The 21998-nt window shown below is 49.1% G+C and carries 21 protein-coding genes and 1 tRNA gene; 7 read left to right on the top strand and 15 right to left on the bottom strand.

The features are described from left to right. Nucleotides 1-14: 14 nt before the first annotated feature. Both ACNA05_RS01950 and ACNA05_RS01945 read right to left on the bottom strand, forming a co-directional pair. Entirely contained in the window at nucleotides 15-1412 is a 1398-nt protein-coding gene (locus ACNA05_RS01950; protein WP_415809691.1) for a DUF6538 domain-containing protein, read from the bottom strand. 136 nt (nucleotides 1413-1548) lie between these two features. Then, nucleotides 1549-1624, bottom strand: a tRNA-Asn gene (locus tag ACNA05_RS01945). A 325-nt stretch (nucleotides 1625-1949) separates the two neighbouring features. Here ACNA05_RS01945 and ACNA05_RS01940 point away from each other — a divergent pair. Beyond that, complete coding sequence (locus tag ACNA05_RS01940) at nucleotides 1950-2297, top strand: Mpo1-like protein (RefSeq protein WP_415809690.1); 348 nt, start codon at nucleotides 1950-1952, stop codon at nucleotides 2295-2297. A 7-nt stretch (nucleotides 2298-2304) separates the two neighbouring features. Here the strand turns inward: ACNA05_RS01940 and pyrC are convergent, their stop codons facing one another. The 6 genes from pyrC to ACNA05_RS01910 form a co-directional block, all read right to left on the bottom strand. Next, entirely contained in the window at nucleotides 2305-3570 is a 1266-nt protein-coding gene (gene pyrC, locus ACNA05_RS01935) for a dihydroorotase (RefSeq protein WP_415809689.1), read from the bottom strand. After that, on the bottom strand, nucleotides 3567-4565 hold the full coding sequence (locus ACNA05_RS01930) for an aspartate carbamoyltransferase catalytic subunit (RefSeq protein ID WP_415809688.1): 999 nt from the start codon (nucleotides 4563-4565) through the stop codon (nucleotides 3567-3569). The genes pyrC and ACNA05_RS01930 overlap by 4 nt, the downstream gene beginning before the upstream one ends. Before the next feature lie 61 nt (nucleotides 4566-4626). Further along, the gene (gene ruvX / locus ACNA05_RS01925) at nucleotides 4627-5079 is read right to left on the bottom strand and encodes a Holliday junction resolvase RuvX (RefSeq protein WP_415809687.1); all 453 of its coding nucleotides are present in this window, start codon (nucleotides 5077-5079) and stop codon (nucleotides 4627-4629) included. 9 nt (nucleotides 5080-5088) lie between these two features. Next, nucleotides 5089-5685: a hypothetical protein gene (locus ACNA05_RS01920; RefSeq protein WP_415809686.1), complete on the bottom strand. Its 597-nt coding sequence runs from the start codon at nucleotides 5683-5685 to the stop codon at nucleotides 5089-5091. Further along, the gene (locus tag ACNA05_RS01915; RefSeq protein WP_415809685.1) at nucleotides 5686-6279 is read right to left on the bottom strand and encodes a 1-acyl-sn-glycerol-3-phosphate acyltransferase; all 594 of its coding nucleotides are present in this window, start codon (nucleotides 6277-6279) and stop codon (nucleotides 5686-5688) included. Between the two features lie 18 nt (nucleotides 6280-6297). Then, nucleotides 6298-6894 (bottom strand): 1-acyl-sn-glycerol-3-phosphate acyltransferase, encoded by a 597-nt coding sequence (locus ACNA05_RS01910; RefSeq protein WP_415809684.1) that lies wholly within the window; start codon nucleotides 6892-6894, stop codon nucleotides 6298-6300. Between the two features lie 150 nt (nucleotides 6895-7044). Here ACNA05_RS01910 and gatC point away from each other — a divergent pair, with 150 nt between their 5' ends. The 5 genes from gatC (at nucleotide 7045) to ACNA05_RS01885 (ending at nucleotide 12051) form a co-directional block, all read left to right on the top strand. Then, nucleotides 7045-7347 carry an Asp-tRNA(Asn)/Glu-tRNA(Gln) amidotransferase subunit GatC gene (gene gatC, locus ACNA05_RS01905; protein WP_415809683.1) on the top strand — a complete coding sequence of 101 codons (303 nt, stop codon included), beginning with the start codon at nucleotides 7045-7047 and terminating at the stop codon, nucleotides 7345-7347. Between the two features lie 4 nt (nucleotides 7348-7351). After that, on the top strand, nucleotides 7352-8818 hold the full coding sequence (gene gatA, locus ACNA05_RS01900; protein ID WP_415809682.1) for an Asp-tRNA(Asn)/Glu-tRNA(Gln) amidotransferase subunit GatA: 1467 nt from the start codon (nucleotides 7352-7354) through the stop codon (nucleotides 8816-8818). A gap of 2 nt (nucleotides 8819-8820) precedes the next feature. Beyond that, a complete protein-coding gene (gene gatB / locus ACNA05_RS01895) occupies nucleotides 8821-10314 on the top strand; it encodes an Asp-tRNA(Asn)/Glu-tRNA(Gln) amidotransferase subunit GatB (protein ID WP_415809681.1) in 1494 nt (497 codons plus the stop codon). A 376-nt stretch (nucleotides 10315-10690) separates the two neighbouring features. After that, nucleotides 10691-11380 carry a nitroreductase gene (locus ACNA05_RS01890; RefSeq protein ID WP_415809680.1) on the top strand — a complete coding sequence of 230 codons (690 nt, stop codon included), beginning with the start codon at nucleotides 10691-10693 and terminating at the stop codon, nucleotides 11378-11380. 374 nt (nucleotides 11381-11754) lie between these two features. Further along, nucleotides 11755-12051, top strand: coding sequence for a hypothetical protein (locus tag ACNA05_RS01885; protein WP_415809679.1), 297 nt, complete (start codon nucleotides 11755-11757; stop codon nucleotides 12049-12051). 85 nt (nucleotides 12052-12136) lie between these two features. Here ACNA05_RS01885 and ACNA05_RS01880 read toward each other — a convergent pair whose 3' ends face one another. Then, the gene (locus ACNA05_RS01880; RefSeq protein WP_415809678.1) at nucleotides 12137-13039 is read right to left on the bottom strand and encodes a polysaccharide biosynthesis/export family protein; all 903 of its coding nucleotides are present in this window, start codon (nucleotides 13037-13039) and stop codon (nucleotides 12137-12139) included. Nucleotides 13040-13164: 125 nt separating this feature from the next. On the opposite strand from ACNA05_RS01880, the gene ACNA05_RS01875 reads away from it, so the two are divergent. Further along, the gene (locus ACNA05_RS01875; protein WP_415809677.1) at nucleotides 13165-15183 is read left to right on the top strand and encodes a GumC family protein; all 2019 of its coding nucleotides are present in this window, start codon (nucleotides 13165-13167) and stop codon (nucleotides 15181-15183) included. Between the two features lie 15 nt (nucleotides 15184-15198). Here ACNA05_RS01875 and ACNA05_RS01870 read toward each other — a convergent pair whose 3' ends face one another. The 6 genes from ACNA05_RS01870 to ACNA05_RS01845 form a co-directional block, all read right to left on the bottom strand. Continuing rightward, nucleotides 15199-16128, bottom strand: coding sequence for a glycosyltransferase family 2 protein (locus ACNA05_RS01870; RefSeq protein ID WP_415809676.1), 930 nt, complete (start codon nucleotides 16126-16128; stop codon nucleotides 15199-15201). Nucleotides 16129-16132: 4 nt separating this feature from the next. Beyond that, the gene (locus ACNA05_RS01865; protein ID WP_415809675.1) at nucleotides 16133-16810 is read right to left on the bottom strand and encodes a polysaccharide deacetylase family protein; all 678 of its coding nucleotides are present in this window, start codon (nucleotides 16808-16810) and stop codon (nucleotides 16133-16135) included. A gap of 89 nt (nucleotides 16811-16899) precedes the next feature. After that, nucleotides 16900-17823: a glycosyltransferase family 2 protein gene (locus ACNA05_RS01860; protein WP_415809674.1), complete on the bottom strand. Its 924-nt coding sequence runs from the start codon at nucleotides 17821-17823 to the stop codon at nucleotides 16900-16902. Beyond that, nucleotides 17816-19288 carry a lipopolysaccharide biosynthesis protein gene (locus ACNA05_RS01855; RefSeq protein ID WP_415809673.1) on the bottom strand — a complete coding sequence of 491 codons (1473 nt, stop codon included), beginning with the start codon at nucleotides 19286-19288 and terminating at the stop codon, nucleotides 17816-17818. The genes ACNA05_RS01860 and ACNA05_RS01855 overlap by 8 nt, the downstream gene beginning before the upstream one ends. A 37-nt stretch (nucleotides 19289-19325) precedes the next feature. Next, nucleotides 19326-20933: an exopolysaccharide biosynthesis polyprenyl glycosylphosphotransferase gene (locus ACNA05_RS01850; RefSeq protein WP_415809672.1), complete on the bottom strand. Its 1608-nt coding sequence runs from the start codon at nucleotides 20931-20933 to the stop codon at nucleotides 19326-19328. A 151-nt stretch (nucleotides 20934-21084) separates the two neighbouring features. Beyond that, nucleotides 21085-21957 carry a LysR family transcriptional regulator gene (locus ACNA05_RS01845; RefSeq protein ID WP_415809671.1) on the bottom strand — a complete coding sequence of 291 codons (873 nt, stop codon included), beginning with the start codon at nucleotides 21955-21957 and terminating at the stop codon, nucleotides 21085-21087. Between the last annotated feature and the right edge of the window lie 41 nt (nucleotides 21958-21998).

Here is a 21998-nt window from a genome sequence, read left to right as displayed (position 1 = left end):
TTAGACATAATACCCTAACTAAATAGCTTGTCCTCATAAGGATGGACAATTTTAGAAAGCTCATCTCGCTTATAAAATAGCGAACCTCCCGATCCATACAGCGGGCGTTTCAACTTGTGTCCCATAAGCGTGCAGCGCAGATCGTGATCAATACCAGCTTCTAGCATACGGTCCTCAAATGAATGGCGCACAGAGTAGATTGTGTGTTTCTCGCTTTCCAAAAGACTGTTGTCTTGAAAAAACTTCATCAGCGTATTGGATAGGTGTGTATCTTTATCAAAATATCGAGGAAATCCCTCCGGATGACTTTTCATGGCTTCCAACGATACGCCGAGCAGCGGAATATCTCTGTTTGAAGCGGAGGCCTTTACTTCTCGATTAGACCGCTCTCTGATCTCAACATAAGGGATGTCATGATTGAGGTGAATATTCTCAGGTAGCAGATTGCATATCTCACTTGGCCTAGCTCCGGTTTCTATAATGGCCAGAAAAATACTACGAGCCTCTGTGTTCAAGCCCTCTAAAGCTCCAGGTCTGAGGATCTTGTTTCGCATCCAATTTATGCTGAATGGCGGGCGTTTTCTTTTGTTTTTGTCATTGTCTTTGAATGACAGTTTTCGGAAAGGGTTGGCGCGGTCTTCTTCGCCGATAAAGGCAAAGTATTGCGAATATAAGGTGCGCATGTTTCCGATTCGCCGGTTAGCCGTGTAGGGCGTGGGACGTTTGCCGTTTTCGTCCCCATTTTTGATTCTGTCGGCCCACCAGTTTCTAAAGGTGATGGCGTGGTCACGCGTGATTTCTGTCATTCCAATATCGCCAATGACTTTGATGAAATAATCGACAGATGTTCGTTTTGAATTTTCCCAAGACTTCCGTTGTGCGGGCGATTTCTTTAATTGGGCGTCGAACTCAATTTCGTTGACGTAAAAGGTAAAGCACTGGGATACTGTGCGGTCCTCGCGCTTGGGTTTTTCAATCCCTCCAAGCAGGGCTTTGGTTTCAAGTGTGGGAGGTTTTTCTTTAGGAATGTCGAACTGTTCGGCAAGTGCCATAACACGGCCTTTGGCATCGTCTATATTGCGATCATCATAAATTTCTTGGGCCGTTTTATAGATGAACCCGTATGTCAGAGCTTTCGCTTTGGCGGCTTGATAATGAAGAGATTGCACACGCTGGGTGGCTTCCGTGACCCCTTGGTTTGCTGAAGCATCATTGGCAAGAGCCGCCCAATAAGCCTCATCGGCGCGTTCCATTGCGTCGCGCCGAATTCTAGCAATATCTAATGATTTAGTCTCAAGGGAAGCTCTGACTTTTGAGCGTGCGTCCACGTGTTTATACTTACTGGGAACTCTTCGTTTATAGTTCCAGGCCTTACCTCTTTGGTACAAGTACCGATTCTCATAGTTCGCCATATCATTGCTCCTTTTGGGGCACGATTAGGGGCACGTTTTGGGGCACAATAACACAGTTTCACGCAAAAGTGGACCTAATCCAAATTATAATATGTTGCGATTTCAATGAGTTAGGTGTTTTCCACGAGGGAAAGGATGGCTCCGCAAGCAGGACTCGAACCTGCGACAAGCTGATTAACAGTCAGCTGCTCTACCAACTGAGCTATTGCGGATCACCAGTCTCGGTAGGCGCGCTCTGTAACAGTATATATGGGTAACAGACAAGTCTGATTTTTAATAAAATGCGAGAAATATCACATAGACTGATATTTCATTTTTGATTTGCCTTAGGCAAAAAAAAAGGAGCACAAAGGCTCCAGAAGGTATTAGGTGAAAATTGGGTTGTCTCGTGGGAGACATCCTCTTTATTAACGACCAAGGTAAAAATTTTGTTAAAAAACTCAAGAAAGTTTAGTCTTGATTCACTTCAGCTCGGATAACTGGTGAAATGATGGGATTTATGCTAAGTAAAACTAGGCTTGAACAGAAGGGATGCACATGAAATCCATTAAGACTTATTCGGAATTTTGGCCTTTCTACCTTCGCGAACATTCAAAACCCGCCACCCGTGGCTGGCATTATGTCGGAACCGCTATGGGCATCGGTATTTTAGTTTTCGCTGTTTTTACAGGCCGGTGGTGGATGTTACCGCTTATGCTTGTGGCCGGATATTTCTTTGCTTGGATGAGCCATGCCGCCGTTGAGAAGAATAGACCCGCCACTTTTACCTATCCATTGTGGTCATTTATAAGTGATTTTAAAATGTTCTTCTGCTTTCTGACGGGTCAAATGCCGAAAGAACTAGAGAAGGCCGGAGTCACCAAGTCATCAAGCACTTCGCAATAAAGTTGCGCTATAAGCTAAAAACTTCGCGGCCTTGATAGAAGGTTTTTACAGCTCTGCCGGTTAACCGTCGTCCGTCGAAAGGCGTGTTCTTTGATCGGCTTTTCAGATTATTACTTGCACACACCCAAGGTTTATTAGGGTCTATCAAAACAAAATTTGCCGGAGCGCCCGAATTCAAACGGCCCGTGTCGAGACCAAGTAAATCCGCTGGGTTGCAGGTGACAGCCGCCAAGAATGCCATCAAATCCATATGGCCTTCTGCCACTTGGGACAGTCCGGCAGCTAATAGCAATTCAAGCCCGACAGCCCCAGACGCCGCTTCGGAATAGGGAAGTCGTTTCTCCCCAGCTGGGCGAGGGTCATGATCTGAGACAATGACATCTATCTCTCCTTGGTTGACGCCTTCTAGCAAGGCCAGCCTATCACTTTCTTCGCGTAGAGGCGGGTCAAGCTTTGCAAAGCTCCGATAATCGCCGATGTCAACTTCGTTCAGACAAAGGTGATTGATGGAAATAGAGGAGTAGACGTCCAAATCTTTGGCTTTGGCTGTTTTGACGGCTTCTAAAGCCGCTTTGGACGAAATAAGGTCAATCAGTATCCTTCCGCCAGTCAGCTCAGCAAGAGCAATATCCCGCTCCGCCATGATGCGTTCTGATATAGACGGAGCGGCGTTCAAACCAAGCCGCGAGGACAGATTGCTTTCATGCGCGACGGTTCCCTCTGAAAGCGTCGGTTCAACAGCGCGATTAGCAATCAGAGCGTTGAAGTTGGCCGCATAAGACATCAAGCGCCGCATGGTCTGTGCGTCCCGTATGGGCTGAGATCCATTGGAGAATATAACGGCGCCGGCTTCTTTCATGAGGCCAATTTCTGTCAGGCTCTTACCGTCGAGTTTTTTTGTTAGTGCTCCGGCGATGTGAATATCAACGGGTAGGTCTGAGCCTTTGCGAATAAGGTAATCCACGAGGGAAATATCATCTATCACCGGATCCGTTTCGGGCATTAAAACAACTGATGTGACGCCGCCTGCCACGGCTGCGCGAGACGCTGTTTCCAATGTTTCGCGGTTTTCCAGTCCGGGTTCTCCGGTGCGCACCCGCATATCAATCAAGCCGGGTGCCAAAATAAGCCCGCGCGCATCGACTATATCTCCGCGCGGAAAAATATCGCCTATTTCGAGGATTTTTCCGTCTTCACAAACCAAACCGCCTTCTTCATCTCGGCCAGAGGCGGGATCTATGAGGCGTGCATTAACAATTGAAAGAGCGCTCATGACCGTTGCTCCCCGTTTGTCGGCTGAGCCTCTGCCAAAGCGTGCAGAATGGCCATTCGCATGGCAACTCCCGTTTCGACCTGTCGGGTGATAAGGCTGACATCCGGGTCATCTGCGATTTCAGAGCTAATTTCGACTCCGCGGTTCATGGGGCCTGGATGCATGACAAAAGCGTTGGGTTTTGCAAAACCGAGTTTTTTGCGATCCAATCCGTAATAATGGAAATATTCTCGCTTGGACGGGACAAACGCCCCGCTCATTCGTTCAAGTTGGAGGCGGAGCATCATGACGATATCGCACCCTTGCAACCCAGTCTCCATATCGTGAAAAACTTCTGCGCCCCACATATCCGCATCCAGCGGAACGAGGGTAGGCGGGCCGACCAATCGAACTTCTGCCCCGAGCATGTTGAACAGAGCCACATCTGAACGCGCCACGCGGGAGTGAAGGATGTCGCCGCATATGGCAATTCTTAGGCCGTCTAACCCTTCTGGAAAAGCTTGTCTTAAGGTGAGAGCGTCTAATAATGCCTGAGTGGGATGGGCGTGCATACCGTCCCCTGCATTAATCACTGAACACTCGACTTTTTGCGCGAGAAGAGAAGGCGCTCCTGATGCGCTATGGCGTATGACGAGCAAATCAGGATTCATCGCGTTAAGCGTTGCTGCCGTATCGAGAAGGGTTTCCCCTTTTTTGATTGAAGAGCTTGCCACCTGCATCGAAATGACATCGGCGCCAAGACGTTTCCCAGCCAATTCGAAACTCTTCTCCGTCCGAGTGGAGTTTTCAAAGAATAAATTAATGAGAGTTTTGCCTGATAGAACCGACCGATCAGGAGATTTTTGGACGTCCAGATTCAGGTAATGCTCACCGAGGCGCAGCAGATTTTCAATATCTACGCGGTGAAAGTCAGAAACGGAAAGACAATGCCGTTTGGAAAACGGATAGTCCCGGGTTGCTTGTCCCAAAATTGTGTCGTCTACGGCCAAAGACATAGAGCCCTTCTCACGATTTTTGTGGTCTTACGGCGCGCTCAAAAAAGAGTCAAAGTTTAACTCACCGTCGAAGACGATCCAATACACCCTGAAGAATATAAGCGGAGGCCATTTTATCGACGTTTTTAGCCCGTTTACTGCGGGACATATCGTCAGAGAGCATTGTGCGGGTGACGGCCATAGTTGAAAGGCGTTCATCCCAAAGAAATATGGGAATGTCGTCAACTCTCATTAAATTGATACAAAAGTCCCGTACAGACTGAACGCGGGGGCCGCTGCTGCCGTCCATATTAATCGGTAAGCCTACGACAAGAACCGAACATTCATTATCATTGAAAATCTTGAGTAGGGACACAGCGTCAATAGAGAATTTGGTTCTTTGAATAGTCAGAAGGGGCGTGGAAATGAGGCGTGTGCGATCACTGATGGCCAGGCCAAATGTTTTAGTCCCGGGGTCTACGCCCAGCAACGCGCCAGTCGTGTTTGCTAATTCTTCAAGAGTGATGAAAGCCATGAGGTGCGCTTAGCCTGAAAGTTGAACTCGCGCCACACCCATCATGACTTGAAATAGGATATAAAACAAGGCCAGTAGACTTAGGAGGATTTTCACCCACAGCTTTGGAAAACGTCGCCAAAGAACCACAATACAGGTCAGGGCGACAGCGCTCTCAATGAGGCTCACCCAAAAGGAATGATGATCGGAATCCCAGTAGGAGAGAGGCGAATAAAAACGCCAATCAGAATTAGGCCAGAAGTGACGATAAGCGTCTTCAGAGTGCACCGGCATATCCGTTGCCATATGGATCAGCGCCGCTAATGCAGAAAACAGTAGAATTTTCCCGAACGTCTTTGTCCGTAAGACCCATCCTATCGCCGCCAGAGCCAGATAGATTGGGATGGAATTGAAAAACGCGATCAAATTTTGCATGGGCGGCTGGAAATAAAGCTCCCGCCACATCTCTGTGCCCGAGACGCCGTTTACAAACCTCTGATACGGCGCCCAGAGATAGATTACTAAGTCTGGAACAATCGAGCCAATAAACACCGCCCAATTCCGTTTCGTGTGCCCTTTTTTAGACAGTAGTGCCAGAGCGAGAAGGGAGTGGGTCGGGGAGTTCATTTATTGACGCTCGGGGTTAATTCCTACCCAATTATTATCGACATATGTCTTGAGCGCTACATTATCTTTTTTCAGCTCCCCTGTCAGTGGAAAGAGCCGATCTAGCACGACCCGTTTTTTTGGTCCGTCGAAGGCACAAATAAAGACAGGTACATCGGCAGCGTACGCCGCGCGGAGATAGCCGGATTTATATTTCGCGACTTTTGACCGGGTCCCTTCGGGCGGAAACCCAATACAAAGCTTTTCTTCTTTTTCAAAAAGCTCGACGACCTGATCAACGACATTATTGCCTTTGCCCCGATCCACAGGGTAGCCGCCAAGGGCACGGAATAAAGGCCCCATTGGCCAGAAAAACCATTCTTTCTTGATCAGGAATGTATATTTGAAGCCTGAAGCAAGCATGGCGAGGGACGCGACGATAGCATCCCAATTCGACGTATGGGGAACTCCGACGATAACAAATTTTGGGACGTCCGGCATTTGCCCGACAAGTTTCCATCCCGTGAGTTTAAGCCCAACGCTTCCTATCCAGCGCGAGACAGCATTGCCCATACGCGGCGAGTGCTCGCTCATATGAGGATTATCATATTTCATAACTTTAAAATCCGGTGATTAGCTATTTTTGGGATTGATACCCGTAAAGGTCTTATCGAAATAGGCTTTGGTTTTGCGATTATCCTGTTCAATATCGAATGAGAGAGGCCATTTTCCTCCAAGCACGATCTCTTTCGTGTCAGCTTTTATCCCTATAGTATAAAGGGGGACGCCTGTGGCATAAGCCATCCGTAAATACCCTTTTCTATAGGTGTCAACTTTTGCCCTTGTGCCCTCCGGCGTTATGCCCAGCCAAAGTTGTTCCTCTTTTTGAAACCATTCTGTCATCTGAGCCACGACATCATTTTTTTTGCTACGGTCAATAGGGATGCCCCCTAAGGCGCGCCATAAGCCACCAAACGGCCAGAAAAAAGCTTCTTTTTTCATCATCCAGTTGAACTTCAATCCGACGGCCAAAACGCAGGCCATCGCGACGATCAAATCCCAATTGGAGGTGTGAGGCGCCCCGATAAGAATGACTTTCTTCTCATTGGGAAGTTTTCCTGTGATTCTCCAGCCCAATCCATCGAGAATCAGCTGTCCAATCCCGCGCGTAACGGCATTTCCCATTCGGGGTGTGTTCGGCGATACAATATCATTATCAAATTTGGCCATGTGGTCAGGCTATTCACAAGGGATGAAAGATAGGTCGGACTAGCGAAAAAGCACAGACAGCGCAATCACAAGTCTTGCGATAGAGGGGCGTGCCTGCTAACTCGCGAGACTAATTTTAACACCCGGAAACGGGCTAATATCGAGGCTTTCATGGCTAACCCCCAAAATGGCGTCAGCGCAGATGACGTCAAGAAAATTGCGAGACTGTCGCGTCTTCATGTCGAGACCGACCAGCTTCAACCGCTTGCGGATGATTTGAACGGTATTTTAGGGTGGATCGAACAGTTAAACGAAGTTGATGTGGACGGGGTCGATCCAATGACCTCTGCTGTCGATATGCCGGCGCCACTCCGTAAGGACGTCATTTCCGATGGCGGCAAACGCGAAGACATCTTGAAAAATGCGCCTAAGAAAGATGACGGCTTCTTCGTTGTCCCGAGAAGTGTGGAGTAGGGCGATGAGCGATTTAACACAACTATCCTTGTTTGACGCATTGGACGGTATGGCCAAAGGCGATTTCAGTTCGGTGGAGTTGACCGAGGCGCACATTAAGGCCTGCGAAGGCGGTAAAAAACTCAACGCGTTTATCTCGGACACACATGATTTGGCGCGTGAGCAGGCGAAAGCCTCTGATGCTCGCCGCGCAAAAGGCGAGGTCGGTTTACTCGAAGGCGCGCCTCTGGCGGTAAAGGATTTGTTCTGCACCGAAGGCGTGAAAACCTGTGCAGGCTCCAAAATTCTCGGTGACTTTTCTCCGACCTATGAGAGCTCCGTGACAGCGAATATGAAAGCTGATGGCATGGTCATGCTCGGTAAGTTGAACCTTGACGAATTTGCCATGGGATCTTCCAACGAGACCTCAGCCTATGGTCCGGCTATCAACCCTTGGCGCAAAGATGAAGATTTGGTTCCCGGCGGCTCGTCTGGCGGATCGGCTTCGGCTGTTGCAGCAGATATGTGTCTTGGCGCCACCGCGACTGATACGGGCGGCTCTATTCGCCAGCCCGCCTCCTTTACCGGGACGGTCGGGATCAAGCCGACTTATGGCCGATGCTCCCGTTGGGGCACGGTAGCCTTTGCGAGTTCTCTCGATCAGGCGGGTCCGATTGCCAAAACCGTTAAAGACGCCGCGATATTACTTGAGTCGATGTCCGGCTATGACCCGAAAGATTCAACCTCTCTAAATGTGGACGTGCCGAAATGGTCAAACGCTTGCGGACAGTCCATTAAGGGCCTTCGTATCGGTATCCCAAAAGAATACACAATTGACGGAATGCCCGAAGAAATTCAGGCGCTCTGGGATCAGGGTGTGGAATGGATGAAAGCGGCCGGGGCTGAAATTGTCCCGATTTCTTTGCCGCACACAAAATACGCACTCCCGGCCTATTATGTGGTCGCACCGGCGGAAGCCTCATCCAATCTCGCGCGATATGATGGGATGCGCTATGGGTTGCGCGTCGAGGGCGAAGACCTTGCCGACACTTATGAGCGCACGCGGACGGAAGGCTTCGGCCAAGAAGTTCGCCGCCGTATCATGATAGGCACTTATGTGCTCTCTGCCGGATATTACGACGCTTACTATCTGCGTGCGCAAAAAGTGCGAAGCCGGATTGTTCAGGATTTCGAGAATGCTTGGCAGAAATGCGACGCAATACTCACGCCAACAGCGCCAAGCGCCGCTTTCGCGGTCGGACGCAAAGTCAGCGATCCTGTGCAAATGTATTTGAACGACATCTTTACGGTGACAACGAACTTGGCTGGATTGCCGGGTATTTCTGTGCCGGCAGGACTGGATAAAAATGGTCTGCCGCTCGGCCTTCAACTGATTGGTCGGGCCTTGGATGAAGAAACGGTTTTCAAAGCGGCGAGCGCTTTGGAAGGTGCAGCTGGATTTAAAACCAAGCCAGCAAAGTGGTGGAGCTAGACATGTTCACAGCGAAGCGGGTCGGCGACCCAAAAGACTATATCAAAGGCGAAACGGGTGACTGGGAAGTCATCATCGGTCTTGAGGTCCATGCACAGGTGGCCTCAAAGTCGAAGCTCTTTTCGGGCTCTTCAACAGCCTATGGTTCCGAACCGAACAGTCAGGTGTCACTCGTTGATGCGGGCATGCCAGGCATGTTGCCGGTGGTGAATGAGTTTTGCGTCGAGCAAGCCGTTAAGACGGGTTTGGGCCTGAACGCGAAGATCAATCTCTTCTCTCGCTTTGACCGCAAAAACTATTTCTATGTCGACCTGCCGCAAGGCTATCAAATTTCTCAGTTCGAATTTCCTGTTGTGGGCGAAGGCGAGATTGAGATCCTGCCGATTGATGCGGACGGCAATGTCGGCGACGAAGTGACCGTTGGGATTGAGCGCCTCCATCTAGAGCAAGACGCCGGAAAATCCGTGCATGACCTTTCGCCGGATGAAACCTATGTCGATCTGAACCGCTGCGGCGTGGCGTTGATGGAAATTGTGTCCAAGCCGGATATGCGCTCCCCGGAGGAAGCCTCTGCTTACGTTGAAAAACTTCGCGGCATTGTCCGGGCGCTTGGCACCTGTGACGGCGATATGGAAAAGGGTAATCTGCGCGCTGACGTGAACGTCTCGGTTCGCAAACCTGGCGGAGAGCTTGGCACGCGCTGCGAGATTAAAAACGTCAACTCTATGCGCTTTATCCGCCAGGCGATTAATTATGAGGCTCGTCGTCACATTGAAATCATCGAAGCCGGCGGCACGATTGATCAGGAAACACGTTTGTTTGACAGCGTCAAAGGCGAAACCCGTACTATGCGGTCCAAAGAAGATGCCCATGACTACCGCTATTTCCCGGATCCGGATCTTCTTCCGCTCAAACTTGAGCAGAGCTTTGTGGACCGGATCAAATCCGAACTGCCGGAAATGCCGGACGCCCGTAAAACCCGTTTTATGACCGAATATGGCCTGCCGGAATATGACGCTCGTATTCTTACCGCGGACGCGACGAAAGCAGACTTTTACGAAGCCGTCGCCAAAGGACGCGACGCTAAAATTGCGTCCAACTGGACGATGGTCGAATTGTTTGGCGCGCTGAATAAAGCAGACCTCGAACTGGATGACAGCCCGGTCTCAGCCGATATGCTTGGTGGATTACTCGACCGTATCGCCGATGACACGATCTCTGGGAAGATCGCCAAGGAAGTCTTTGAACGCATGTTTAACGGCGAAGGTACAGCTGACGAAATCATCGAAGCGCAGGGCTTGAAACAGGTCACGGATATGGGCGCTATCGAAACGATGGTGCAAGACGTCATCGATGCAAACCAAGAACAAGCTGCGGCGGCCAAAGAAAACCCAAAACTAATAGGCTTCTTCGTTGGTCAAGTGATGAAAGCCAGCCAAGGCAAAGCGAACCCGCAAGCGGTCAACAAGGTCTTGCGCGAGAAGCTGGGGCTATAATTGCCGAACAATCTGAATTTGATATCCTTTGCAATTGCGGCGTTTAGTGGTCTGATTTTTGCGATCGGAGTTGCTTACGCTCTAATCGTCTTGACCGATTTGAATGCGCTGGCGTCTTCCGCAATCGGGGCCGTAATCGGCGTCTCTGACTATCTAGCTCTGCGTTATATTTTGTCTAAAACATTCAGAGGAAGACCGAAGAGATGAGAGTTCAGGAAGGACCAGCGTTCGGCGCCCTCATTATCGGAATGGGTCTCGCTTTTTTAATTAACAAGCAATCTGATAATTTGGTTACTGCAATTACCATAGGCGCTGTCGTAGGCTTGGCCGATTACTTTTTATTGATTTGGATAGGGAAGTTTAAGGAACGGAATAAATGAGTTTAGACACCGGAAAGTCTGCCAGCGTCACAGATGCCCTCGATACGCGTATCACTGTTCGCGATTTTCTGGACAAGCCCGTCCCGGATGAGCTTTTGAGAAGCATACTCGAGAAAGCGATGCGGAGTCCGTCTGGCGGAAACCTGCAGCCTTGGAACATCCATGTCGTACGTGGCGAGACTTTGCGTAAAATGACCGAGGAGGGGGTTAAGAGAGCTAAGGCGAGAGAAACAGAAGACCCAACCTACCCCGCTTACCCTTCGCCCCTCTGGGAGCCTCATAGGTCTTGGCGTTATAAGCTCGGCGAAGATATGTATGCTCTATTGGGGATCGAAAAAGATAATAAGGCCGCGCGCCTGAACTGGCTACTCCAAAACATAAAGTTTTTCGAAGCCCCAGTTGGCCTTATCATAACGGGGGATAAACGTCTCGGTATGCCGCAATATATGGATATGGGTATATTGCTTCAATCCATCATGCTGCTCGCCCGTGAGCATGGTCTTCATACCGCGCCGCAGGGGTGGTGGCGCAATTGGCCGGACCTCGTCGGAACATTTTTAGAAATTCCTGACGAACAAGAAGTTCTGGTCGGGATGTCTCTCGGTTATGGAAATCCGGATAATCCCGTAAACGATCTCTACGCTGACCGGGCTAAATTGGAAGAAGTTTCGACTTTCTACGATTAAAAGTCCCCGATCTAGCTCCGAAAAACGATTAAAACTCGCGTTTTTCATAAAAATAAAATTTTTTTTCGCATTTTTTTGAAAGTTGGTATGCTTGATCAGCACTCTATTTATACTTCATTTTTACTTTTAGAGTGCTAAGTGTAAGGAAGTTTTAATTCTGCAATAACTTACTAGTAACTCCTATTTACTTGATTTAACAACTATAAACCTTGATTAACCCTGTTTGAAATTAACCCTATGTTTATCCTGTCAGGCAAAAGTCTGATCACGCCTTGAGTGACACGGAAAAATCCGGCGCAAATGGCGGCCTCGAAAGACCAATCTCCAGGGCTCTCGAAGGTATTAGGTGAGATGGATAATAACAGGGGGGTCACATGGCCTTTACAACACTTGAAGTACAAGAAGCCGAACAGGCGATAGCCGTTCAAGCCAATTCAGATGATATGTTTCGTTTGGGACTTATCTATTCAACCGACGTCGAGGACCGTGGTCCCGATTTCGTTGAAGCACATAAATGGTTCAGCCTTGCGGCGATGATGGGCTCTAGCCCGGCTAAAGCGTATCAATCACAATTGAAAAATGAAATGAGCGCACAGGATGTGACACTTGCGCTGAAAGCGGCTCGCGGCTGGTTGGCTGAAAACCGTCAAATGGTTTCAACGGCAGCTTAACTGCCAGTATGTATTGAATGAAAATAGGCGGACTTTGCCGCCTAATTTATGAGAGCCTGTTTTTCAGGTGAGACGATAAAAGCTGCTACGGCGAAATAACGGTCGTTCCGTTATTTCCATTATTGCCAAATTGATAGCTTAGATTTACGCCAACTGGCAGGGCGTTGCGGAAATTCTGCATGAATGTTCCGACCTCAGCGATCGTCGATTGCGGTACATAAATGATATCGCCCCGGCGCAATTGCATATTGTCATTATATTCGCGGATATTCGAGAGCCCGTTTTTGATATTTACAGTGCGCATCATCATCCCGCCATTTGGCGCCCGCCGAAGGACGGCCACCTGAGAAGTGCGAGCTGTTGGGCGCATACCGCCTGCCATCAAGACAGCTTCCAGAGCTCCAATTTGTCCCGGAATCGTGTAGGTCCCCGGAGTACCGACTTCGCCCCCGACAAAAATCTGCTGCGGCGCATAAGCGCGGGGCGTTACGGCGACTGTCGGATCACGCAATTGTTTGGATAATTCTGCCCGAAGGAGATGCTGAACCTGCACAAAACTTCTTCCGGCCGCCATGACTGGTTGGCTCATAGGCATCACAATTCTACCATCTGGCCCGACCGTAAGTGTCCGAGATAATTCCGGCGCAGAAGAAACAACTATGTCCAGCTGGTCTTCGGGTTGGATTAGGTATTCTGGTTCCCACTCTCTCCATTGCTGAAACATGGACCCGATTGGGGCCGGCCGGGCTGGTATTTGATAGGCAGGATGTTTTTCGCCCCGAAGGCGCGCCATTAATCCACCATATTTTTTCGGTGGTAGTTGCCCGTAACGCCTGGTTAGTGCCGGATTTGAATGATGCGAACCGTGATACTGTCCCTGTGAAGTAGAATTTCCGTAGCGGGACTGGGCCGCTGATTCGGTTGAAACGCTTGTCAGAAATGTTCCGGCAAGCAGCAACAGGCTTAGGAATTTCAAGGGTTTCTGCATAAATCGGGCTCGAATTGAGGCTTTGCAGCCTTTTGGTCAACTTTTTTCAATCCTTAACAAGAATGGATAAGGAAATATTAAAATTTAAGAGGCTTTATTGTTAACGAATCAAACTGAGGGTGGTTATGGCCGTATTTGGTCTTGGAAAGAAACGTGGGAACCGCGATAATGTCGCGGGGGGTGCGCCAGCTTATGACCGCAGGGGACGAAATGACTCTCACGCATCAACTGTTCGTAAGGGCGACCTGACCGTTTCTGATTACGCACAAGGCGTTCCGAATATTCGTCTTTCTGAAGCTGTAAAATCTTTTGGCCGCCAGCTTAGATGGGTAATTCCGCTGTTTATTATCGGTGTTGTTATTGCCTGGTTTGTCACAAAAGATTTTAAGCGTGATTACACCGCTCATGGGAGCTTGATGGTTCAGCTTGGGGATGAATACGTTTATCAGGGTGTTGGTTCGCAAAACCCTCAGAACAATCTACAAATCACCTCTGATACGATTACTTTGAATGAACTTGCCATTATAAAAAACCCAGAGGTTATAGATGCCGTCATCGGGCAGATGACCTCGACCCCTGCGGAGAGCCTTAGGTTTGATGAAGCAGCAGAAAAGAGTATTCGAGAAGCGGGTAATAATCAGGCCAAAATCCGGGAAGCCCAAATGGAGCGGCGCAAGAGGGTAGAATCGGCTTTCGTCGTAATGCCTCAGCCTAAGTCTTCAATCATCCAACTTTTCTATAAACATGAGGATCCAGCGGTGGCGGTAGAAACGCTAAACGCTTTTATGGATACCTATAAGACATTTCGCCGAAGTGTTTTCGTTGAAGGATCCGGAGACATTATTGCCCAGCGCCGCATTGCGACAGAGCAGCAGCTTGATCAAAATGAGCGGATGATTGCGAACATGTTGGACAAGAATAATGTGTCCGATTTTGAGTCTGAAAAAGAAGGCGCTCAGAAGCGATCAGAAGATTTGAAGGCAAGTTTAAATACGACACGTGCTGAGATCTCAGAAACTGAAGCGGCACTAGCAAAGGTAGAAGATCAATTGCGGCAGACGTCTCAGACGATTGATCTCTATCGAGATGATCGGGCATCGCAACGTATCGCTCAGGCAGAGCTTGAGCTCGGGCAGCTGCTGGCAAAATATTTGCCGAATAGCGATCCAGTGCGTCAGAAAAGAGCTGAGATAGAGCAGCTGCGCTCAGTTCAGTCTGGCTATAATGGTCAGGCGTCAGGGGGGCGCCGCGTAGGACCTAATCCTGTATTCCAGGAACTAGCCACGCGTCGGAATACACTACAGTCTACAGCTGACTCCTTGCGGGAAAAAGAATTTACGCTTCAGCGTCAACTCAATAGCGCTGACGCAAAAGTGCGCCGCTTGACACAACTCTATCCTGAATATCAAAACCTCCAGCGGGAACGTGACACTCTGGCGGATCGACTAAAGACTTATAATGCTAAAGAGCAGGAAGCGTTGATTAATCAGAAACAGGCAGAATCTAATAACGAGAATGTTCGCGAGATCTCGCGCGCGCGTTATGCCGTGAAAGGCCGCAATTTGCGTGTGCTTATGTTCGCTCTGGCCGTGTTGGGGTGGGGCTTTACCTTATTTATGATTGCTATGGCGCGGGTCTTCCTTGACCCCCGTCTCTACACGAGCAAAAGCGCGGCGAATCGGCAAAGACGGGAGGGCCAGCCGATCTCAATGGCTCCCGGGTCGCAAATTCCCGAGCCAGTGACGCCTCAACCTGCGCCTGTTCCCTATGAGCATGTGGCCTTGGGAACCGTGCCCCAGAGATATGATGACGTGGCGGGCTACCAAAGCGCCGAAGCTAAGAGGCATCCGGCAGACCCGTATCAAAACACGGCCTACCATAATCAGGTAGAAACGTATGACCAGACTCGTCCCGTTTCCTACGAAGCTCCTGTCACCCAGAGTAGCCCTGTTGCTCAAGACGGCCCTGTTGAATGGGTACCGCCAGCGGAAACTCATGAGGAAAACTATCCGCAGAGCGGAACGCCTCAAGGCTATAATCCGAATAGTCATTTCTATGCAGAGCCAAACTATCCGCAGGAACCAGGTAACGGATCTCAGCAGCCATATTCTCAGCCTCACACCCCAAACCCTTATTCAAATTAAGCCAGAACGCGCGGCTTAATTTCCATATAGTTTGGGATTGAATGCACTCATCCAAAAGATCTTACCTATTCCTTGGGACAGTTTTACCAATGAACGTACCCGTTTGGGCGAGCCTGTCAGGGAATAGAATACCAGGCCTGGCAAAGAGAAAAGGCTTTGCGCGCTGCCAACCGCCATCCAGTACAGAACGCCGGGCAGGCCATTCACGCCTTTATCAGCAGCTTCTTGGGTTGGGCCTTGGCCGAACGCGAAGTTCCGCTTCCAGACATAAGATAATTTAGCCCGCTTTTCTGGCACATGTTCGAGACATTTGGCCTCATTTGTCCAATAGGCTTTGACGCCGCGTCGCATGAGGTATCGGAAAAACACATCATCTTCTCCGCCTGTCTGATTAAGGGCTGGGTCAAAAACGGGTGTAGGAAAAGTTGCCGACTGTCGGTCCGCTAGACATCCCCCCGTCGCGACACCCTTGTCGATATAGCCGTTATCTTCATAAGGTATCCGGTCAAACGCACCGGACATATAGGCAAAGTAAGTATTTTCCTCTACGGGCATAACAGCTTTGACAGGGCCGAAAACGAGTCCAGCCTGATAGTCTTTAGCGGATTTTAATAAGCCTGAGAGCCAACCGGGACATGCTTCCATGTCATCGTCGAGAAATGCAATGAAGCGACCTTTTGCATGATTGAGGGCCGTATTTCGGGCGTTTGAAACGCCTGGATTGGGCTCATGAACAAATGTAACGTCGGCGGAGCCTTGGCGTATAAATGCCTCAACGGCTTCTTTGGCGGAATGTTTAGGATCATTATCGACGACGACTATCTCGCAAAGGTCATGTTCCGCGGCCTGAGTCTCCACGCTTTTGAGCGCCCGAACCACATCATCTGGTCGTTTATATGTCGGTATCACAATTGAAACGCCGATATTTTGCCAAGATTGACTCATGTAATTATCCCTGAAGCCGAGACAGGGCGTCTGCGACCGGTAAAACCTCTGCTCCTGATTTCTCAACCGCTTCGACAATTTTCATGAAGTCAGAAGGCCTGCAGCCAAATTCACTTGGGTTCTCCCGAACGTCATGCGTGAATAATATCAGCCAAGCTGGAGAACGTTTCAATTTATCCACGGCTTGAAGACAGGCATCAAAATCTTTACCGGAGTAGAGACGTTGAGACGCAGTCTGATTTAGGTCTATAGACGTTGCGCCCTTTGGGGAATGGATGCCACGGAGGAGCGGGTATTTTTGGCTTACGGCTGATTTAGCCGCTAGCGTGACCTCTCCGTATGGATAAGCAAATGTGCCGGGCGGTGGGAGGCCGATCTCCTTAAAAACAGCTCGGTTTTTTTCAATGTCATCCAAAAATTTCTCTGTTGAGATGGACGCAGCGCTAATGTGGGAAAAGGTATGACCGTCAATATGGTGGCCCTTTTCATGGGTTGCCAGCATATCGTCGCGGCTCATATGCAAGCCCAGATGATTGGTCGTGCCGCAAAGTCCCATCGCCGCGTAAATCGTTGCTCGCCAATCTCGTTTCTCTAGAACGGGAAGGGCATTTTCCATCACAGAGCGCGGACAGTCATCAAATGAAAAGCTGACAAGTGGCTTGTCAGAATTGAAGGGCATCATTCGCCGCGCTCGGTACTTTACAAGACGCCGGGCTAGTCGCGACGAAAGCGATTTTGACGGGACAAAAACAGGGTATGCGCTCAAGGTATTCATTTTATGGCGTCCGCATACCACGAAGCCCGCCAGAGCTTTAAGGCCATCAAACGGGCGCGCATTGGGGCTTTGGATTTTACGATCCACTTCAAAAGAGGGCGACCTAGTTTCTGTCCGGGGGTCTTTTTCAGTGCTTTCGATAGTCGGTATAGGGTGAGTGTTTTGGCGAGTTCAGGGTGTTTCTCCGTGAACCTGACATAGTTGGCCCCGCTCGTCCGAAATCTTTGCAAGAGTGTGTCTGCACTTTCTAACCCCAAATGAAGAGCGGGGTTGTCTATGTGAATTAACTTGTATTTTTTTGAAACTCTCGCTGCCCATTCACTGTCTTCCCATCCCCAGCCAATAAAGCCTTTGTCGAACGGATTCTTCTCAATGACGGCTTTCCGCAAGCAGAGATTGGAAGACGCTACATATTGCGGTCCAGCCGCCTGTCTTTGCGGTAGGGGTAAGCAGTCCGAGACAGCCGATAGCGCTCTGTGTAGGGCGCCGTCCTTATCCTGACTTTGACCCTCAACGTTAAACCCGCCGAAAATTATGTCAGCTTCATTTCTGCTAATTTCTTCGAGGTAACTCTCCAGAAAATTCGAGTCTGCGGGGCGCATATCCGCATCAAGAAAAAGCAACCAATCACTTCTCGCGGATTGTTGTAAATGATTGCGGGCAGAAGCACGGCCTTCATTTTCGGCCAAAGTGACAAGGCAAACCTCGACGGGCAAATCTGCCATTAGAGTTTGGAGCCGCTTTGTTAAATCGTCCTGCTTCGAGCCATCATCGACCAGTATAACCTCAAATGGCTTAGAGCAATTTTGTGCCGCCAAGTCTGAAATGAGACCGGATGCATCATCTTTGAAAAAGGGAATAAGAACCGAGAGGGAGGGACTCGTTTTACCAAAAACCGGATTAGTGAAATAATCAGTCACGGATAATCTCCGCTGGCGTGCTCGGACGGATTTTAGACGTAATCATAACTAAAATGTCTCGGCAATTTGCGGCATTTATGATCCAACAGACTGCTATATAAACGCTCGCTCCCCATCCGGCTTTAGCGAGTAGTCGAACGACGCTTGACCAGCTTTCGGGCCAAGGCATGAGCAGGACGGAAATAGCCATACATAAACACGCAAACGAAATTTTGGCGAAAGCTTTAATTGGGAAGGGCAGGGGATAGTACCGACGGGCCACTACAAAGGCTATTAGGGCGCCAAGGCTGTAAGCTGCTATCGTTGCAAAGACTGCCCCTAAGAGCCCGTATGTCGGGATCAGCCACAGATTCAGACCGATATTCAGACCAAAAGGCGCAAGTAAAACCCAAACGAAAGATTTGGTTTCGCCTGAAAGTACAAAAGCGCGTTGGACGTAATAGTTGATAAATCCGTTCAATACGCCGGCAAAAGCAATCCAAGGCATCACTGTGACGGCGTTTTCACGTACGGACTCACCCAAGATGAATCCGGCGTCTTTAGCCACCAAGGCAATCCCTGTAGCGGCGGGCAGAGTTATCCAAAGCAGTGAGGCGCCGTAATCGCGCATAATCGTTTCAGAAACCTGGGATCCGCTTTTTTCAAATGCCGTAATGGCCATGGGGGTGACGGCCATGGAAAGCCAGATAAACAGCATCTCAACACTTCTATTGGCCAAATTATATCCCGCATTATACTCCCCGGCAGAAGCTTCGCCCATGAAGGCTGCGATTAAATATATATCAGCTGAACTCAGCGCGATGGCCAAGATAAGCGAGAGGCTGATAGGTATCCCGTATTGTGCGTATGTCTTGACTTTCGCCGGATCAAATGCGCCGCCTTTAAGACGAGGCAGCATGAAAATAAGATCAAAAGTGAGAACGATAAGGACGCCAATAATAATGCCGACAAACGGCCCGGTTTCTTTTAGGGGGGTCGTTAGAATTATAATAATTCCAATGGAGAAGCTGAGTAAAGTCTGGGTTGAGAAGCTCAGAGAGTAGCGTTTGATGCGATGTGCCGCTTTATGAACTTCCATGCCAATATTAAAAAACACCTGTAAGCAAGTTGACCCAATTGCAAAAGCCAGGACTGTTTTCATCACCGTTGATATAGGAGCCAAAAAAAGCACAGCGGCAAATAGTGCCCCAGCAATAAGACTCGTTCCAGCCCCAAGGCTATAAAGTGTTTTGAGATATGAGGCGGTGTCTCCGTCTCGATCGGCACGAGCTTCAAATCGCGCCGCTGAGGCCTCAAGCCAAGTGAACATGAGCATATGGGCAATCTGCATCGTAATGACCGCAATCGCATATCGTCCAAACTCTTCGGCAGAGAGCAATCGAGTCAAAATTACCACGGTACCAAAACTTACGATGAGATTGGCTATATTTACCGGAATATAGGCGAGCATAGACCGGCCCATCATGGTTCGATCCTCACTATGTCTGAGAAAGAGGCTTTCATTACCGAACCGTTTTCTTATCCCCGAGTAGGACCGGAAGGGTCATAACCATTATATAAAGGTCGAGCCACAAATTGCACCGCTCGATATAGTCGACGTCCAGACGAACCCGGCGGGCCACATCTTCACCGCTCTCGAGCGCGCCGCGTGAGCCGTTTATCTGTGCCCAGCCAGTCATGCCGGGTTTTACTTGGTGGCGGTGGGCATATTCCTCGACGAGTTCCATAGAGGCTTTTCCCGCCGTGCGCATACCGATGGCATGAGGGCGCGGCCCAACAAGAGACATCTCCCCTTTCAAGACGTTAAAAAGTTGAGGCAATTCGTCTAAACTGGTTTTACGAATAATCCGGCCAATCTTTGTGACCCGGCTATCTCCTTTGGTCACTTGTTGAGCCGCGTTTATATCTTCCTTCTCTGTCGCCATAGATCGGAATTTATAGACGTTGAAAACGCGGTTGTTAAAGCCATGACGAGGTTGATTGAAAATAACGGGTCCCGGACTATCGAGTTTTATAAGCGCAGCGATAATCAATAGGAAGGGGGCGCCCAAAATGAGAGCAACAGAGCTTATAAAAACGTCCACGAACCGTTTAATAGCTAGATGACGCCCGCTTTTCTCAGCTCCAGAAACGTCGCGCATGGAAATTTCGGCAATTTCCGAGACGCGCTGCTGAACGTGGTTAAGCGTTTCAAACTCATCAACGACGAATGCAATACGGTTGGGTAGTAATCTAACTTCATTGACAAAGGCTTGTTTTCTTTCCTCAGCCATAGACGGCAAAGTGACCACGATCCGGTTCACAAAAGGCAGCTTGTCCCAGGCGAGCAAGTCTTCTACCCGGCCGACAACGGGTACGCCGTGGATATTTAATGGTGCGCGGGTAAGGCGGTCGTCAAAAATCGCCAAAATGTTCAACTCTCTGGTTTTTGCGTTTTCCTCAATAATGCGCCGGGCAGATTCTGTTGCGCCCAACATGACAATCGTTGGGGAGAGGGCGCCTTTTTCATGTAATCGCCGCGTTTCTGCGTAATACAGGCTGTGCAATGCGAGTAGAAGCGCCGTGGCGGCCAGTCCGGCTTTGGCGAGCGCATCAGGCAAAAAGCTGTCAGGTCGTAAAATGAGCGCGAAGGTTAGCCAAACGCCGATCGCCCCAGCCGACGCCAGTAGAACCGTTTTCAAATGTTTTATAAAAGTTTCGGTTGGTCGAAACCGATGCGCCCTGTTCATGAATAAAAGGCTTATAAAGAAGAAGCTTCCCAGCACCGCAGCTGTGATCGGCGCGATGATTCCATTATCATTTGCCCCTACATAGCCATTCCAAATCCCGAGCGTGATAATCGTGACAACAGCGATGATATCGATACTGCGCATCGTAAAGCGCATAACGTTCATATTGACTTGTTTTCGTGGAACATGGATGTCGGCGACGGATTTGCGGCGTCGGCGCCGATCCGGCATATTCGGAGGTAGCGGTGTAGAGCCTCTGCGTTTTTCGTCACCTTCCCGCCCTTTGGATTCCAGCTGCGCAAAGGCCAAAGCAGAGGATAATTCTGCGCTGGAGAGATCCGCACGGGCGCGGACACTCGTTTTTTTAGTTTCTGCTGACATTCGTTTCCACCTAACTTTGGTGAAAACTTAAGGGGAATCTCCCAACATCCCGTAAACAAAGTGCAGAATTACGGAATAAAATTCAAAATGAATTAAACTAAAAATTCATTTAAAAACAGGTCAGTAGCAAAGTTTTATGCTTAATATTTAGTTACAGTGTATGGCTGAACATATTGTTCAAGTGGTTTGTGAGAAGTCGGCAACGCGCCGTCCCCAGAAATGCTCTATGTGTCTGAAGCCAGAATGTTCGTTCAAGCGAGATTTCCTCTGGTAAGATTTCTACTAGATCATCCGTCGCCAAAAAGGATGGGAGGATAGCCAGGCCGGTTTGCCGAAGAACCAATTGTCGTTTCGCTAAGATAGAAGAACAGCGAATGGTGGCTGAGAAATTGGGAAAGATATTTTCAAAATAATTGAGCTCAGGCGCATAAACCAAATCGTCTATATAGCTCATCAATGTATGATCAGACAGGTCTGAGAGCTGAGTTATCTCCCCTAAACGCGGATAGTCTTCATGGGCGTATAAACTCAACCTATAGTTCACCAAAGGTTTCGAGTGGATGAGACGTGACTTTGACCTTGAAAGACTGATGGCCATATCGGCTTCGCGTCTGGACAAAGAAAGAAAGCCGCTGCCGGAAACCAGATCAATTTCAATAAAAGGGTTGGCTTTGTGAAAAGCGGCAATGGCGTCCACCATCAAGCTCGCTCCGAAACCTTCTGCGACGCTGATGCGGATGTTTCCTGTGATGAAATCAGGGGTTTCAGGTTGATCATTCTCTATTTTACTAAGCTCAAAATCAATCTGTTGGACATTCTTGTATAGTTTTTCACCTTGGTGGGTTAAAGTGAAGCCTTTGCGGCTTCGTTCAAACAGGGTTTTCCCAAGGCTGTCTTCCAAGCGTTTTACGCGGCGTGAAATTGTAGCCTTGTCAACTTTTAAGGCGTGGGAGGCGTGTTCAAGCGTTTTACCACGCGCGACAAAAACGAAATATTTCAGATCTTCCCAATTCATATTGTTCATTGCAAAATTGTATAGGTAAATTGGATTATTGGGTCTTTACG

The sequence above is a fragment of the Litorimonas haliclonae genome (genome assembly GCF_965138505.1).
Classification (GTDB): Bacteria; Pseudomonadota; Alphaproteobacteria; order Caulobacterales; family Maricaulaceae; genus Litorimonas; species Litorimonas haliclonae.
Note: the sequence above shows the minus strand (reverse complement) of the source record. Positions and strands in the feature narration are given on the sequence as shown.

What these genes read in the sequence shown, in the direction of transcription:
- ACNA05_RS01910 (WP_415809684.1), bottom strand. Translation starts at nt 6,894, where the DNA reads ATGGCCAAATTTGATAATGATATTGTATCGCCGAACACACCCCGAATG.
- ACNA05_RS01875 (WP_415809677.1), top strand. Translation starts at nt 13,165, where the DNA reads ATGGCCGTATTTGGTCTTGGAAAGAAACGTGGGAACCGCGATAATGTC.
- pyrC (WP_415809689.1), bottom strand. Translation starts at nt 3,570, where the DNA reads ATGAGCGCTCTTTCAATTGTTAATGCACGCCTCATAGATCCCGCCTCT.
- ACNA05_RS01850 (WP_415809672.1), bottom strand. Translation starts at nt 20,933, where the DNA reads ATGTCAGCAGAAACTAAAAAAACGAGTGTCCGCGCCCGTGCGGATCTC.
- gatC (WP_415809683.1), top strand. Translation starts at nt 7,045, where the DNA reads ATGGCTAACCCCCAAAATGGCGTCAGCGCAGATGACGTCAAGAAAATT.
- gatA (WP_415809682.1), top strand. Translation starts at nt 7,352, where the DNA reads ATGAGCGATTTAACACAACTATCCTTGTTTGACGCATTGGACGGTATG.
- ACNA05_RS01845 (WP_415809671.1), bottom strand. Translation starts at nt 21,957, where the DNA reads ATGAACAATATGAATTGGGAAGATCTGAAATATTTCGTTTTTGTCGCG.
- ACNA05_RS01920 (WP_415809686.1), bottom strand. Translation starts at nt 5,685, where the DNA reads ATGAACTCCCCGACCCACTCCCTTCTCGCTCTGGCACTACTGTCTAAA.
- gatB (WP_415809681.1), top strand. Translation starts at nt 8,821, where the DNA reads ATGTTCACAGCGAAGCGGGTCGGCGACCCAAAAGACTATATCAAAGGC.
- ACNA05_RS01870 (WP_415809676.1), bottom strand. Translation starts at nt 16,128, where the DNA reads ATGAGTCAATCTTGGCAAAATATCGGCGTTTCAATTGTGATACCGACA.
- ACNA05_RS01915 (WP_415809685.1), bottom strand. Translation starts at nt 6,279, where the DNA reads ATGAAATATGATAATCCTCATATGAGCGAGCACTCGCCGCGTATGGGC.
- ACNA05_RS01880 (WP_415809678.1), bottom strand. Translation starts at nt 13,039, where the DNA reads ATGCAGAAACCCTTGAAATTCCTAAGCCTGTTGCTGCTTGCCGGAACA.
- ACNA05_RS01890 (WP_415809680.1), top strand. Translation starts at nt 10,691, where the DNA reads ATGAGTTTAGACACCGGAAAGTCTGCCAGCGTCACAGATGCCCTCGAT.
- ACNA05_RS01855 (WP_415809673.1), bottom strand. Translation starts at nt 19,288, where the DNA reads ATGATGGGCCGGTCTATGCTCGCCTATATTCCGGTAAATATAGCCAAT.
- ACNA05_RS01885 (WP_415809679.1), top strand. Translation starts at nt 11,755, where the DNA reads ATGGCCTTTACAACACTTGAAGTACAAGAAGCCGAACAGGCGATAGCC.
- ruvX (WP_415809687.1), bottom strand. Translation starts at nt 5,079, where the DNA reads ATGGCTTTCATCACTCTTGAAGAATTAGCAAACACGACTGGCGCGTTG.
- ACNA05_RS01940 (WP_415809690.1), top strand. Translation starts at nt 1,950, where the DNA reads ATGAAATCCATTAAGACTTATTCGGAATTTTGGCCTTTCTACCTTCGC.
- ACNA05_RS01865 (WP_415809675.1), bottom strand. Translation starts at nt 16,810, where the DNA reads ATGATGCCCTTCAATTCTGACAAGCCACTTGTCAGCTTTTCATTTGAT.
- ACNA05_RS01950 (WP_415809691.1), bottom strand. Translation starts at nt 1,412, where the DNA reads ATGGCGAACTATGAGAATCGGTACTTGTACCAAAGAGGTAAGGCCTGG.
- ACNA05_RS01930 (WP_415809688.1), bottom strand. Translation starts at nt 4,565, where the DNA reads ATGTCTTTGGCCGTAGACGACACAATTTTGGGACAAGCAACCCGGGAC.